The sequence below is a fragment of the Actinoplanes sp. CA-142083 genome (genome assembly GCF_050942195.1).
Lineage (GTDB): Bacteria > Actinomycetota > Actinomycetes > Mycobacteriales > Micromonosporaceae > Actinoplanes.
Genome location: NZ_CP192076.1, coordinates 5,808,007 through 5,820,915, shown reverse-complemented (window position 1 = coordinate 5,820,915; position 12,909 = coordinate 5,808,007). Strand labels below are relative to the sequence as shown.

Annotated in this window: 13 protein-coding genes; 11 read left to right on the top strand and 2 right to left on the bottom strand. The window is 70.4% G+C overall.

Translation table 11 applies throughout. The annotated features are described in order from the left end of the window. Positions 1-834 precede the first annotated feature (834 nt). Positions 835-2,829 carry an ATP-binding protein gene (locus ACQPZX_RS26730; protein WP_433360439.1) on the top strand — a complete coding sequence of 665 codons (1,995 nt, stop codon included), beginning with the start codon at positions 835-837 and terminating at the stop codon, positions 2,827-2,829. Here the strand turns inward: ACQPZX_RS26730 and ACQPZX_RS26725 are convergent. Continuing rightward, complete coding sequence (locus tag ACQPZX_RS26725; RefSeq protein ID WP_433360436.1) at positions 2,783-3,193, bottom strand: cupin domain-containing protein; 411 nt, start codon at positions 3,191-3,193, stop codon at positions 2,783-2,785. The two genes, ACQPZX_RS26730 and ACQPZX_RS26725, sit on opposite strands and share 47 nt — an antisense overlap. A gap of 98 nt (positions 3,194-3,291) precedes the next feature. Between ACQPZX_RS26725 and ACQPZX_RS26720 the strand changes: the two genes are divergently transcribed. The 8 genes from ACQPZX_RS26720 to ACQPZX_RS26685 all read left to right on the top strand — a co-directional run bounded on the left by ACQPZX_RS26720 (position 3,292) and on the right by ACQPZX_RS26685 (position 9,718). Next, entirely contained in the window at positions 3,292-3,864 is a 573-nt protein-coding gene (locus tag ACQPZX_RS26720) for a carboxymuconolactone decarboxylase family protein (protein WP_433360433.1), read from the top strand. Between the two features lie 61 nt (positions 3,865-3,925). Continuing rightward, positions 3,926-4,843, top strand: coding sequence for a LysR family transcriptional regulator (locus tag ACQPZX_RS26715; RefSeq protein WP_433360430.1), 918 nt, complete (start codon positions 3,926-3,928; stop codon positions 4,841-4,843). An 84-nt stretch (positions 4,844-4,927) separates the two neighbouring features. Continuing rightward, the gene (locus ACQPZX_RS26710; RefSeq protein ID WP_433360427.1) at positions 4,928-5,848 is read left to right on the top strand and encodes a VOC family protein; all 921 of its coding nucleotides are present in this window, start codon (positions 4,928-4,930) and stop codon (positions 5,846-5,848) included. 8 nt (positions 5,849-5,856) lie between these two features. Further along, positions 5,857-7,290 (top strand): NAD-dependent succinate-semialdehyde dehydrogenase, encoded by a 1,434-nt coding sequence (locus tag ACQPZX_RS26705; protein ID WP_433360424.1) that lies wholly within the window; start codon positions 5,857-5,859, stop codon positions 7,288-7,290. Further along, positions 7,290-8,069 (top strand): fumarylacetoacetate hydrolase family protein, encoded by a 780-nt coding sequence (locus ACQPZX_RS26700; protein WP_433360421.1) that lies wholly within the window; start codon positions 7,290-7,292, stop codon positions 8,067-8,069. Before ACQPZX_RS26705 ends, ACQPZX_RS26700 begins: the two co-directional genes overlap by 1 nt. A 1-nt stretch (position 8,070) precedes the next feature. Then, on the top strand, positions 8,071-8,457 hold the full coding sequence (locus ACQPZX_RS26695; RefSeq protein ID WP_433360418.1) for a VOC family protein: 387 nt from the start codon (positions 8,071-8,073) through the stop codon (positions 8,455-8,457). A gap of 35 nt (positions 8,458-8,492) precedes the next feature. After that, positions 8,493-9,260, top strand: coding sequence for an alpha/beta fold hydrolase (locus ACQPZX_RS26690; RefSeq protein WP_433360416.1), 768 nt, complete (start codon positions 8,493-8,495; stop codon positions 9,258-9,260). Next, entirely contained in the window at positions 9,257-9,718 is a 462-nt protein-coding gene (locus ACQPZX_RS26685; protein WP_433360414.1) for a GlcG/HbpS family heme-binding protein, read from the top strand. Before ACQPZX_RS26690 ends, ACQPZX_RS26685 begins: the two co-directional genes overlap by 4 nt. Here the strand turns inward: ACQPZX_RS26685 and ACQPZX_RS26680 are convergent. Beyond that, the gene (locus ACQPZX_RS26680) at positions 9,703-9,987 is read right to left on the bottom strand and encodes a putative quinol monooxygenase (RefSeq protein ID WP_433360411.1); all 285 of its coding nucleotides are present in this window, start codon (positions 9,985-9,987) and stop codon (positions 9,703-9,705) included. The two genes, ACQPZX_RS26685 and ACQPZX_RS26680, sit on opposite strands and share 16 nt — an antisense overlap. A 168-nt stretch (positions 9,988-10,155) precedes the next feature. Between ACQPZX_RS26680 and ACQPZX_RS26675 the strand changes: the two genes are divergently transcribed. Together ACQPZX_RS26675 and lhgO are read left to right on the top strand one after the other, a co-directional pair. Continuing rightward, positions 10,156-11,607: an aldehyde dehydrogenase family protein gene (locus tag ACQPZX_RS26675; RefSeq protein ID WP_433360408.1), complete on the top strand. Its 1,452-nt coding sequence runs from the start codon at positions 10,156-10,158 to the stop codon at positions 11,605-11,607. A 5-nt stretch (positions 11,608-11,612) separates the two neighbouring features. After that, entirely contained in the window at positions 11,613-12,818 is a 1,206-nt protein-coding gene (lhgO, locus tag ACQPZX_RS26670; protein ID WP_433360405.1) for an L-2-hydroxyglutarate oxidase, read from the top strand. Positions 12,819-12,909: the final 91 nt, after the last annotated feature.

Here is a 12,909-nt window from a genome sequence, read left to right as displayed (position 1 = left end):
CCGGTGGCGGTTGCGGGTGGCCGGAGGCTTCCTGCGAACCCTTCGCCGGCCGACCTTGATGAGCTGCCGTTAGGGGCGGACGGTAATTCCCCATCCTTCGTCGGCGGTTAACGGCGCTGGCAAATATAACGGGATATTTCCGGCGAGCGGGTCGCCGAGATCTCACACGATGGTCCGCGCGACCGGCTGTCAGGACACGTGGCCAGCATGCGGGACGGTGGCCGCTCTCCGGGACGTTGCTGCCACATTGCGGGATCCGCACCGGGGCGTGACGGGCCTCGCCCACCTCGGCCATGCAGCTTCCGGGCCATGGCGACCCTGCCGCGCTGACGAGAACCGCGACCGGCTGAACTTGCCGCGATCATGCGCCCGGGCACGGCGGGGCGCGGAGGTGAGGGTGCGGCGAGCGACGCGGCGGCGGGTCACGGAGGTGGGGCGGGCGCGGGGTGCGTCGGGCACGAAGCTGGGGCGGGGCACGAAGCTGGGGCGGGGCACGAAGCTGGGGCGGTCACGGAGGTGGGGCGGGGCACGAAGGTGGGGCGGGTCACGGAGGCGGGGCGGGGCACGGAGGTGGGGGGACACGGGGGTTGGGGCGCGGCGGGACGCGCAAGTTGGGGCGCGGCGGCGAATGCAGGTTGGGGCGGGGGCGCGCAGGTTGGGGCACGGCGGCGCGGGCGGAGGGGCAGGCCGGCGGCGGGGCACGGAGCTTGGGCGAAGGAGGCGGCGCGGAGCTGGGCGCCAACGGAGCGCATCGCCGGTGGCCGCGCCAACTGCGGCCTGCGGGCGGAGGGGGCGCGCCGCGCGCTGGCAGCTCAGTAACGACGCCTCGCTATCGTGCCGGAACAGCTCTTCCTGCTCGGCAACCTGGTGATCATGGTGGCCTACGCGGCGATCATGGCGGGCATCGTCGTGCCTGTTCACCGGGCCGGGCAGCTCCGGACCAACAAGCTCGCGGTCGCCACCGCTCTGATCTTCTTCAGCTGTGCGGTGGGGCATGGTTTGCACGCGGTCGCCACCTACCGCAGCATCGTCGCGGCCGATGGCAGCATCACCCACCTGCACGGGGTGGGCTGGTCGTGGCCGTCGGCGGTCTGGGATCTGATCACGGCGACGATCGGCGTCTACTACTGGACGCTGCGCCGCGGGTATGGCGTGCTGCTGGGACCGGGCTCGATCTACCAGTCGCCGGGGGAGAAGCACCGCCTCGAGGAGGCCGACGCCCGGGAGCGGGCCGCCCGCGACGTCGCCGAGGCGCAGCGGGCCACCCTCGCGGCGGTCGCCGAGCACACCGACGCCGCGATCATCGGGGTGGATTTGGAGGGGCTGGTGACGGCCTGGAACGGGGGCGCCGAGGTGATGTTCGGGTGGCACCCGGACGAGATCATCGGCCGGCCGGTATCGATGATCGCCGACGAGTCCGCGGCCGAGCAGCAGCGGGGCATCCTGGCCCGGATCAACAAGGGCGAGCGCAACATCGTGTACGAGGCGCGGCGGCTGCGCCGGGACGGGTCGTCGGTCGAGCTGGCGGTCAACCTGGCCGCGATCCGCGACACCAGCGGCGCGATCATCGGCACCTCGGTGGTGGCGCGCGACATCGGCGCGGCGAAGGAGGCCGCGGACCGGCAGCGGGCGCTCGAGGAGCGTACGCATCAGGCGCAGCGGATGGAGAGCCTCGGCAAGCTGGCCGGCGGGATCGCGCACGACTTCAACAACATCCTCGCGATCATCGTGAACTACACCGAGTTCGCGACCGAGTCGTGCGCCGGCAACGACGACGTGCGATCGGATCTCGCGCACGTGCGGACCGCCGCCGACCGGGCCATGAACCTCACCCGGCAACTGCTCACCTTCACCCGCGGCGACACCATCCAGCCGCAGGACGTCGACCTCAACGCCGGGATCGGCGAGGTGCGGGCGATGCTGGACCGCACGATCGGCGAGGACATCGCGCTGTTCGCCCGGCCCTGCGAGCGGCCGCTGGTCGTGCACGGCGATCCGGGCCAGCTCCAGCAGGTGCTGCTCAACCTGGCGATCAACGCCCGCGACGCGATGCCCGACGGCGGCACGCTGGTGATCGAGGCGGACGAGGCGGAGCTCGACGGGGAGCAGATCAACATGCAGCCCGCGGTGCCGCCCGGACGGTATGCCCGGCTCCAGGTCAGCGACACGGGGGAGGGGATGTCGCCGGAGGTCGCGGCGCACATCTTCGAGCCGTTCTACACCACCAAACCCCGCGGCAAGGGTACGGGTCTGGGCCTGGCCACCGTCTACGGGATCGTCACCGAGGCCGGCGGCAGCATCAACGTCTTCTCCGAGCTCGGTGTCGGCACCACGTTCCGGGTCTACCTGCCGCTCGCCACCACCGAGGCGGGCGCCACCGTCCCGGCCGCGCGCGCGGCCCCGCCGCCGGGCGGGAACGGCCGGACCGTCCTGGTCGTGGAGGACGAGACCGCCCTGGCCCGGGTGGTGACCCGGATCCTGACCGGGGCCGGCTACCGGGTGCTGACCGCGGGGACGGGCGCCGAGGCGTACGCGATCTTCTCGGAGAAGGGCTGCGACGCGCTGCTGACCGACGTGATCATGCCGGAGATGTCCGGCCCGCGGCTGGCCGAGCTGGTCCACGAGCGGGCGCCGGGGCTGCCGGTGCTCTACATGTCGGGCTACAGCAACGGGCTGCTCGGCACCACGCGGGTCCTCGGCGAGGAGTTCCCGCTGCTGGAGAAGCCGTTCACGGCCGGCGACCTGTTGCACAAGATGCACGAGGCGCTGGCCGCGACCACCTTCAGTCCTGCCCCATCTGGTCCGCGGGAGACAGGTGCTCCACGGTGATCCCGGTGTCGGTGAACGTCCTCGTCACCACGCCCGAGGTGTAGACCCAGAGGATCCGCAGCGGCACGTCCCCGACGTTTCTGAACAGGTGCGGGATGGGCGACGGGATGTACGTGGTGTCGTACTGCGAAAGCCGCGTCACGGTGCCCTCGACCAGCACCTCGGCGTGACCGTCCAGGATCGTCACGTGCTCGTCGCAGTTGTGCGAGTGCATCGGCGCGCCGGTGCCGGGCGGGTACACGCTGATCCCGCTGGTGATCTTGTTTTCGCCGCCGGCCGCCGTCGTGGTGACCAGCGGGGTGGTCGCGATGGCGCCGCCGCGGTCGAGCACCTTCACGTCGGCGGCCTTGATGATCACGGTCATGGCGTCGAGCCTAGGTGCGGGAGCGCTGCGCGGACTGCAGCCTTACGTTGCGCCCTCAGGCATGTGATGGCGTACCGCCGGATGGTTACGTTCTGGCGATGAGACTTCCCGTTATCAAGCCGGACGAGATGACCGAACGGCAGCAGGAGATCGCCGCCCGGATCGCGGGCCGGCGCGGCGCCGTCCGGGGCCCTTTCCAGGTCTGGCTGAACAGCCCGGAACTGTGCGAGCGGGTCGAGGCGCTCGGCGCGTTCCTGCGGTGGGAGTCCTCCCTGCCGTTGCGGCTGCGCGAGTTGTCGCTGCTCATCGCCGCCCGGCACTTCGACGCGCAGTACTCCTGGAACGCGCACGTGGCCAAGTGCGTCGAGGAGGGAATTCCCCAGGCGGCGGTCGACGCGATCGCCCGCAAGGAGACGCCGGAATTCGACAAGGACGAGGACCGGGCCTTCTATCAGTTCTGCCGGGAACTCCTCGAGGACCATTTCGTCACCGACGAGACCTTCGCCAACGCGCTGCAGCACTTCGGCCCGCAGGGATTGGTCGACACCGTCGGCTCGCTCGGCAATTTCTCGATGCTGGGAATGTGCCTGAACGCGTTCCAGGTCGACCTGCAGGCCGGCAAGGAGCCGCCGTTCCCGGACATCGAGGGGTATGCCCGCCGGAACGCCTGATCGTTGACAATCAGGTTAACGACGTAACATCCGAGCTCACGCGAGTTCGGCAGGAGGATCCATGGACCGCATTCTCGTCATGCGCAGCTTCGTCACGGTCGCCAAGGTGGGCAGCTTCTCGGGCGCCGCCAAGCAGCTGGGCACGTCGGGCTCGCTCATCTCCCGGCACGTCGCGGACCTGGAAAAGCAGTTGGGCGTACGCCTCGTGAACCGCACCGCCCGCTCGGTGAGCCTGACCGAGCCCGGGATGCGCTACAGCGAGTTCGCGAACCGGATCCTCGACGAGATCGACGACGAGGACGCCAAGATCGCGCAGCTGCACGACCGGCCCGAGGGCCCGCTGTCGATCATCTGCCCCAAATGGATCGGCAGCCTCGACCTCGGCGACGCGATCGCCGCCTTCTCGGTGGCCCACCCCAAGATCGCCGTACGGTTCGAGCTGGGCGGCATGTCCGACCGCACGTACGACTTCCTCGACTCCGGCTTCGACATCGCCTTCCATACCCGCGACCTGCGCGACTCCAGCGTGCGGCTCAAGCGGGTCGCGTCGCTGCCGTTCGTGCTCTGCGCCTCGGGCAGCTACATCGAGCGTCGCGGGCTGCTCACCGACCCCAACGACCTCTCCGAGCACGACTGCCTCGTGCACTCCAACGACCCGGTCTGGCGGATCGGCCACGGGCACGAGAGCACCCTGCACAAGATCCGGAACGTGGCGTTCAGCTCGAACTCGTACATCGCGCTGCAGAAGGCCGCCGTGCACGGGCGCGGGATAGCGCTGCTGCCCAGCCGGCCCGCCTACGACGACCTGATGAACGGGACGCTCAAGGTGCTGCTGCCCGAGCTGCCGATCCCGAGCCGCTCGCTGTACGCGATCTACGGCCCCGCCCAGCAGGCCCCGCGCAAGGTCGAGGTCTTCCTGAGCTTCCTCACCGAATGGTTCTCGGCCAACCCGATCCCCGCATTCGATCGTGCATCTTAGGTTGCGCCATCGGAACGCTTTGAGGGCCGGATGCGCCCATAGGATCGGTAAGGCTTTCGGCGGAAATAAGAGGTGGCGGCGGAAATGGGAATCCAGCGCATCGAGTCGGTGATCTACAGCGTAGATGACCTGGACACCTGCGTGCGCTTCTTCACCGACCTGGGCCTGGCCCTGGCCGGGAAGGGCGAGGACCACGCGGTCTTCGAGACGCTGATCGGCCAGACGCTGCACCTGCGCACGGGCGCGGCGACCGAGGGCCTCCCGCCGTCGGTCGAGCCCGGCAACAACACCATCCGCGAGGTGGTCTGGGGCGCCGACACCGAGCAGGACGTCGAGGCCTTCGTCGCGGCGCTGAGCAAGGACCGCGAGGTCACCCAGGACGCCGACGGGGTGTTCCACACGGTCGACGAGACCGGCTTCGGTGTCGGCCTCACCGTCGCGGGCATGTCGCGCCACGAAAACAAGGCGCCGAGGCCGGCGAACGTGAGCGGCAGCGTCAATCGCCTGAACCAGGCGCTGAGCAGCGTCGGCGACGTCAAGCCGCTGCGGATGTGCCACGTCGCGCTCAACATCCCCAAGGCCGGCCGGGAGGAGGCGGTCGCGTTCTACGTCGACCGGCTCGGCTTCATCCCGACCGACGTCGTCAAGCCGATGGGCGTGTTCATGCGCGTGCCCGGCGACGCCGATCAGCACAACTTCCTGCTCTGCCACCGGCCCGACCGGGCGAGCGTCAACCACGTCTCGTTCGAGGTCCCCGGCTTCGACGACGTGATCGAGGGCGGCAACGCCATGATCGAGAAGGGCTGGCAGGAGGCGCGCAAGCTCGGCCGGCACACGGTCGGCTCCAACGTCTTCCGCTTCGTCCACGCGCCGTCCGGCGGCCGGGTCGAGCTCGCCGCCGACATGGACCGGGTCGACGACACGTACGGCCCGAACGTGCACGAGACCGCCCCGCCCCACCACATCTGGACGCTGCGCACCTCCCGCGACGCGTCGGAAGCCTAGGAGGCATCGTGTATCCGGATCTCGGTCTCTACATCGCCGGCGAGTGGCGCCCGGGCGGCAGCGGCCTGACCGCGCCCGTGCTGAACCCCGCCACCGAGGAGATCCTCGGCCAGGTCCCCCTGGCCACGCGGGAGGACCTCGACGACGCCATCGCGGCTGCGCAGGCCGGCTTCCAGGTGTGGCGGGCCATCCCGATCGCCGAGCGGGTCGCGACCCTGCACAAGGCCGCCGACCTGCTCACGAGCCGCGCCGACCGGGTCGGCCGGATCATGACGCTCGAGCAGGGCAAGCCGTTCAAGGAGGCGCGCGGCGAGGCGCTGCGCGTCGCCGGCGCGCTGCGCTGGGACGCCGACGACGCCCGCCGTGCCTACGGCCGGATCATCCCGAGCGCCGGCGACACCGTTCTTTCCGTACGCCATGAGCCGGTCGGCGTCGTCGCCGCCTTCACCCCCTGGAACTTCCCGGCCGGCTCCCCGATGCGCAAGATCGCGGCGGCGCTGTCGGCCGGCTGCTCGATCGTCATCAAGGCCTCCGAGGAGACCCCCGGCACCGCCACCGAGCTGGTCCGGTGCTTCGCCGAGGCCGGTGTGCCGGCGGGCGTGCTCAACCTGGTCTTCGGCGAGCCCGCCGAGGTCTCCCAGCATCTGATCGCCTCCCCGGTCACTCGGCTGGTCGCGTTCACCGGCTCGATCCCGGTCGGCAAGCTCCTCGCCGCGCAGGCCGGCGCCGAGATGAAGCCCTGCCTCATGGAGCTCGGCGGCCACGCCCCCGTGATCGTCTGCGCCGACGCCGACCCGGTCGCCGCCGCCCGCAAGGCCGCGTTCGCCAAGTTCGTCAACGCCGGCCAGGTCTGCACCTCCCCCAGCCGTTTCCTGGTGCACGAGGACGTCTACGACGAGTTCGTCACCGAGTTCGTCGCCGCCGCCGACCGGGTGGTCGTGGGCGACGGCCTCGAGGACGGCGTGACGATGGGCCCGCTCGCCAACCCGCGCCGGCTCAAGGCGATGGAGGAGCTCGTCGCCGACGCGGTCGCCAAGGGCGCGACGCTGATCCGCGGCGGCGAGCGGCTGGACCGGGCCGGCTTCTTCTTCGCCCCGACGGTCCTGACCGACGTCCCCGCCGACGCCCAGGTCATGCGGGACGAGCCGTTCGGCCCGATCGCCCCGATCGTCCCGTTCGGCGACCTCGACGAGGCGCTCGCGACGGCCAATTCGCTGCCGTACGGCCTCGCGGCGTACGGCTTCACCCGGTCCTCGAAGACGGCCGAGAAGCTGATCGCGGGCTTCGAGGCCGGCATCCTCTCGATCAACCACTGCGGCGGCTCGGTGCACGAGGCGCCCTCCGGCGGCGTCAAGCAGTCCGGGTACGGCAAGGAGGGCGGCCCCGAGGGCCTCGAGGGCTACCTGATCACCAAGCGCGTCTCGCACCTGCTGGTGGACTGATGAGGTACTGCCGCGTCGAGGTCGGCGGCCGCCCCGAGTGGGGCCTGGTCGAGGGCGACATGATCCGCCTGCTCACCGGCTCGCCGCTGGAGGGCGGCGTGCCGGGCAAAACGGAAATCGGCGTGGACAAGGCGATATTTCTCCCGCCGATCGTGCCGCCGGTCTTCTATGCCGTCGGGCTCAACTACCGCGGCCACATCGAGCACGCCAAGGAGACCGGCTACCAGGCCGCCAAACTGCCCGACCGCCCCGAGGTCGGCTACCGCGCCAACAACGCGCTGACCGGCCACCGGCAGCTCATCGTCAAGCCGGCCGGGGTGACGGGACGCTTCGAGGCGGAGCCCGAGGTGGTGGCCGTCATCGGGCGCACGCTGCGCCGGGCAAGTAAGCAGGAGGCGCGGGAGTCGATCTTCGGCTGGACCATCGGCAACGATGTGAGCGCCCGCGAATGGCAGCACGCCGACCGCACCTTCTGGCGCAGCAAGAACGCCGACACCTTCAAGCCGATGGGCCCGTGGATCGAGACCGATGTCGATCCCCTCGCGCAGACCACCACCGTGCGCGTCGACGGCGAGGTCCGGGCGAAGTTCGCCACCGGCGCGATGATCTTCGACCCGTTCGACTACATCGCCGAGACCACGAAGTACATCACCATGCGCCCCGGCGACGTGCTCTGGATGGGCGCCGACGCGACCGTGCAGCTGGAGCCCGGCAACGTCGTCGACATCGAGATCAGCGGGATAGGCGTGCTGTCCAACCCGGTACGAGCAGAGGACTGACATGACGGACACCGAAGCCAGCAACAAGCCGAAGTACATCCACCACGTGAACTTCCCGACCACCGACCCGGAACGTACCAAGGAGTGGTACACGAAGGTCTTCGGTCTGAAAGCGATCACCCCGAAGAGCAACACCAAGGTCGTGCTGATGACGCGCGGCAACTTCGACCTGCACTTCACCCCGGTCGAGGAGATGGACCGGATGGCGCCCTACCACTTCGCCATCGAGGTGGAGGACTGGGACGGCTTCCTCGCCCACCTCAAGGAGCTGGGCATCCGGCACACCCGCCCGGTCGAGCGCCCCGAGAACCAGTCGAAGTTCTGCTACATCCACGACCCCGACCACACGATGATCGAGCTCGTCTACCACGGCAAGCGCCTGGCTTAGTCGTCCGTCTGTCGTCTGTCTAAGGAGAAACATTCATGGCGGTCGCCAACTCCGACGGCGTTTCCATCTACTACGAGCGGCACGGATCCGGCCCGGCCGTGCTGTTCGTGCACGGCTCCGGCGGCCATCACGCCGCGTGGTGGCAGCAGGTCGCCGAGCTGCGCGAGCGGTACACGGTGCTCACCGTCGACCTGCGCGGCTTCGGCAAGTCCGACTCGTCGATGCCGGAGTTCGACGGGCAGGACTTCCCCGGCGACATCCTCGCCGTGCTCGACCGGGAGGACGTCACCGGCGTGGTGCTGGTCGGCCAGTCGATCGGCGCGGTCGCCGCGCTGCGCGCCGGCCTGGCCCGCCCCGACCGGGTCAGCGGCGTCGTCCTCGCGCACTCGCTCGGCGGCATCGCCGACCCGGAGCTGTCCGACCTGGTCGCCGCCGACCGCGCCGAGGCCGTGAAGCTGCCGGTGCTCGACCGCCTGCTCACCAAGGGCTTCCAGGAGAACGAGCCGGCCAAGACGTTCCTGTTCCAGCAGATGGGCACCTTCAACGTCGCCAAGATGGCCGACCTGAAGAACCTGTCCAGCGGCGGGCCGAGCGTCGAGGAGGTCGTCGCCTCGGGCCTGGACATCACGTTCCTGGCCGGCGAGAACGACGCGGTGCTCAGCTCCGCCACCGTCCGCCGCGCGCACGTGCTGGTCAAGGGCTCGCGGCTGGAGCTGATCCCGGACGCGCCGCACTCCATGTACTGGGAGCGGCCGGACCTGTTCAACGCCGCCATCGTGCGGGTGCGGGAGGCGGTCAAGTGAAGCTCAAGCTGGCCGAGGCCGAGGAGATCGCCGATGCGGTCCAGAAGGCGGCCGAGAAGATCGGGAAGGCGACGAGCGTCGCGGTGGTCGACGACGGCGGCTTCCTGCTTGTCGTCAAGCGGCCCGACGGGGCGCGCCCGCTCACCCCGAACATCGCGATCGTGAAGGCGTACAGCGCGGCGGTGATGCAGCGGCCGACCAAGATGCTCAAGAACTGGGCCGAGGGCAACCCGGGCTTCTTCGCCTCGCTCTCCAGCATGGCGACCCACCCGATCGTGGCCACCGAGGGCGGCGTGACGATCAAGCGGGACGGCGAGATCCTCGGCGGCCTGGGCGTCGCCGGCGGCACCGGCGACGAGGACCAGGAGATCGCCGACGAGGTGCTCGCCGCGCTCGGCTACCAGCTCGAGTTCCAGGCGTGGGGCGTGCCCGGAAAACGGGATCAGCCGACCACCTGACCGAAGAGAACGTCACGCTGGGTCAGCCGGGGCCGGACCGTCCCGAGAATGTATTCCGCGAAGTGCTCCGACGCCGCGTGGGCGTCGAATGCGGCGCGGTCGGTGTACTGCTCGTACAGAATGAATCCGGGGTCCTCGGCGGCGTGGACCACGTAGGCGAGGGCCCCCGGTTCCTTCAGCGTGTGCTCGCGCATGGTGAGCAGGGCTTCCTGGATGAGGGCGACGTCCTCGGCGGCGCACCGGTAGTGCGCGATCACCGCATAGGCCACGAGATCCTCCGTAAGGCTGTCAGTCGTATCGGGCCCGGGAATTCCATCAGATTTCCGGCGTCCGGCGGCACGCGCGAAGCGCAACCAATGCATGCCGGGAAGCCCATGGTTCGGGCCCCTTTAGGGTTTCTACTATTCGGCCTTGAATGCGCGACCCGAGGAGTGGTGATGTTCGTACGAACCATGGAAACCCTGGCCGGAGGGGAGTGGACCGGCGCGGACACCTGGGTCGACGTGTTCGACCCGGTGGACGTGCGGCACCCGGTGGTCCGGGTTCCGGCGCTCACGGCCGCGCAGGTCACCGCCATCTACGACGCGGCCGCGAGCGGCTTCGCGGTCTGGCGGCGCACCCCGGCCCTGGAGCGCGCGAAGATCCTGGCCAAGGCCGCGTCGCTGCTGCGGGTCCGGGCCGCCGAGATCGCCCTCGGCGTGACCAGCGAGAACGGCAAGACCCTCAAGGAGGCGCGCGGCGAGGTCGAGAAGGCGGCCGACTTCCTCGACTACTACGCAGGTCAAGCCCGCGACGCGTACGGGTCGCTGGTGCACGACGTGCGCCCGGACACCCGTACGTCGTTCCACCGGGAGCCGATCGGCGTGGTCCTGGCCATCACGCCGTGGAACGACCCGCTGCTCACCCCGGCCCGCAAGCTCGCCCCGGCGCTCGCCTCGGGCAACGCCGTCGTGCTCAAGCCCGCCTCCGAGACGCCGGCGAGCGGGCTCTACCTGGCTCGCGCCCTGCATGACGCGGGCCTGCCCGCCGGCGTGCTGAGCGTCGTCACCGGCCGTACGTCGGAGATCTCCGACGCGTTGCTGGACGACCCGCGGATCGCCGCGGTCACCTTCACCGGCAGCAACGAGGTCGGCGAGACCCTGCGTGCCCGGATCGCCCCGCGCAACGTGCGCTTCCAGGCCGAGCTCGGCGGCAAGAACGCGTCGGTCGTGCTGGCCGGCGCCGACCTGGACGCCGCCGCGACCGCCGTGGTCGCCGCGTCGTTCGGGCAGGCCGGCCAGCGCTGCACCGCCACCAGCCGGGTGCTGGTCGAGCGGGCCGTGCACGACGAGTTCCTCGCGGTGCTGCGCGACAAGGTGGCCGCGCTGCGGCTCGGCCCCGGCCAGGACGCCGACACCGTGGTCGGCCCGCTGGTCAGCCGCGGGCACCAGGACAGCGTGCTCGGCGACATCGCCACCGCGGTCGAGCAGGGCGCCCGGGTCGAGCTGGGCGGCGACGCCCCGGCCGGCGACCTCGCGCACGGCTGCTACGTGAACCCGACGATCCTCGCCGGCATCACCACCGAGATGGACATCTGGCGGCACGAGGTCTTCGGCCCGGTCGTCGTGGTCCGCCCGGTCGACGGCCTCGACGACGCGATCGCCGCGGTCAACGACTCGAAGTACGGCCTGTCCGCCGCCGTGTTCAGCGACAGCCTGGCGGCCGCCTACCGCTTCGCCGAACAGGTGGAGTGCGGCCAGATCGCCGTGAACACCACGACCTCGGGCTGGGACGTGCACCACCCGTTCGGCGGCTTCCGCGACTCGGGGTCGGCGTTCAAGGAGCAGGGCGTCGAGGCGCTGCACTTCTACACCCGGGTCAAGACCGTCGCGATCCACTTCGGGCGGTGAGCGGGATGGCGGACGAGACCATCGGCATCATCGGCGCCGGCATCGTGGGGCTGGCCATCGGCCGGGAGCTCACCAAGCGCCGGCCGGGCGCGCGGGTCGTGCTGCTCGAGAAGGAGAATCGGGTCGCGGTCCACCAGACCGGCCACAACTCCGGCGTCGTGCACGCGGGCATCTACTACAAGCCGGGCAGCCTCAAGGCGCTGCTCTGCACCCGCGGCGGCGCCATGCTCCGCGAGTACTGCGCGGACCGGCATCTTCCGTACGACGAGTGCGGGAAGCTGGTCGTGGCGGTGACGCCCGACGACGTGACCCGGCTCGACGCGCTCGCCGCCCGGGCCGGGGTCAACCTCGTGCCCGGGCTTCGTCGCGTCGGGCCCGAGGAGATCCGCGAGATCGAGCCGCACGGGGCCGGCCTCGCCGCGCTGTACTCGCCGAAGACCGCGATCACCGACTACGTGCAGATCGCCGAGTCGTTCGCCGAGGACATCGTGGCGGCCGGGGGAGAGGTGCGCTTCAACTTCCCGGTCACGTCGGTGCGGCAGGACCTCGGCGGGCTGACCGTGTCCTCGCCGGCCGGGGAGCTCGCCGTCGACCAGCTGATCGTCTGCGCGGGCATCCAGAGCGACCTGGTCGCCGGGCTGGCCGGCGACACCGCCGCGCCGCGGATCATCCCGTTCCGCGGCGAGTACATGCGGGTCAAGCCGGAAAAATCCGACATGGTGCGGGGGCTCATCTATCCGGTGCCCGATCCGCGCTACCCGTTCCTGGGCGTGCACTACACGCGGCGGGTGGACGGAACCCTCGAAGTCGGACCGAACGCGGTTCTCGCGACCAAGCGGGAGGGCTATCGCCGGGGCGACTTCTCGGCAAAGGATCTCTGGGGCATCGCCACCTGGCCGGGGGCCTGGAAGATGGCCGGGCAGCATTGGCGGACGGGCATCAAGGAGATGTACGGGTCGTTCTCGAAGCGCGCGTACATGAAGGCGGCCCGGCTCTACGTGCCCGAGATCGGCGTCCACGATGTCGTCCGCGCGGGCGCCGGCGTGCGGGCGCAGGCGCTCGACCGCGACGGCAGCCTGGTCGACGACTTCCGCATCCACCGGCTCGGCGCGGTCACCGCCGTACGGAATGCGCCGTCTCCCGCCGCGACGTCCAGCATGGCCATCGCCGAGCACGTCCTGGATGTCATCGAGGGCAAGAGCGCGGAGTAGACCCCTGCGTTTCGTGCAACAACCGGTTGCGCGCCAGGGACTCCGCACAGCGCTTTCCCAGCCCTAGCGTCGTAGGCCACACCCCGGCAAC

Bases quoted from the DNA above. Each gene is read 5' to 3' on its own strand.
- ACQPZX_RS26715 (WP_433360430.1), top strand. From the start codon at position 3,926: ATGGACCGCATTCTCGTCATGCGCAGCTTCGTCACGGTCGCCAAGGTG.
- lhgO (WP_433360405.1), top strand. From the start codon at position 11,613: ATGGCGGACGAGACCATCGGCATCATCGGCGCCGGCATCGTGGGGCTG.
- ACQPZX_RS26700 (WP_433360421.1), top strand. From the start codon at position 7,290: ATGAGGTACTGCCGCGTCGAGGTCGGCGGCCGCCCCGAGTGGGGCCTG.
- ACQPZX_RS26720 (WP_433360433.1), top strand. From the start codon at position 3,292: ATGAGACTTCCCGTTATCAAGCCGGACGAGATGACCGAACGGCAGCAG.
- ACQPZX_RS26695 (WP_433360418.1), top strand. From the start codon at position 8,071: ATGACGGACACCGAAGCCAGCAACAAGCCGAAGTACATCCACCACGTG.
- ACQPZX_RS26675 (WP_433360408.1), top strand. From the start codon at position 10,156: ATGTTCGTACGAACCATGGAAACCCTGGCCGGAGGGGAGTGGACCGGC.
- ACQPZX_RS26690 (WP_433360416.1), top strand. From the start codon at position 8,493: ATGGCGGTCGCCAACTCCGACGGCGTTTCCATCTACTACGAGCGGCAC.
- ACQPZX_RS26710 (WP_433360427.1), top strand. From the start codon at position 4,928: ATGGGAATCCAGCGCATCGAGTCGGTGATCTACAGCGTAGATGACCTG.
- ACQPZX_RS26725 (WP_433360436.1), bottom strand. From the start codon at position 3,193: ATGACCGTGATCATCAAGGCCGCCGACGTGAAGGTGCTCGACCGCGGC.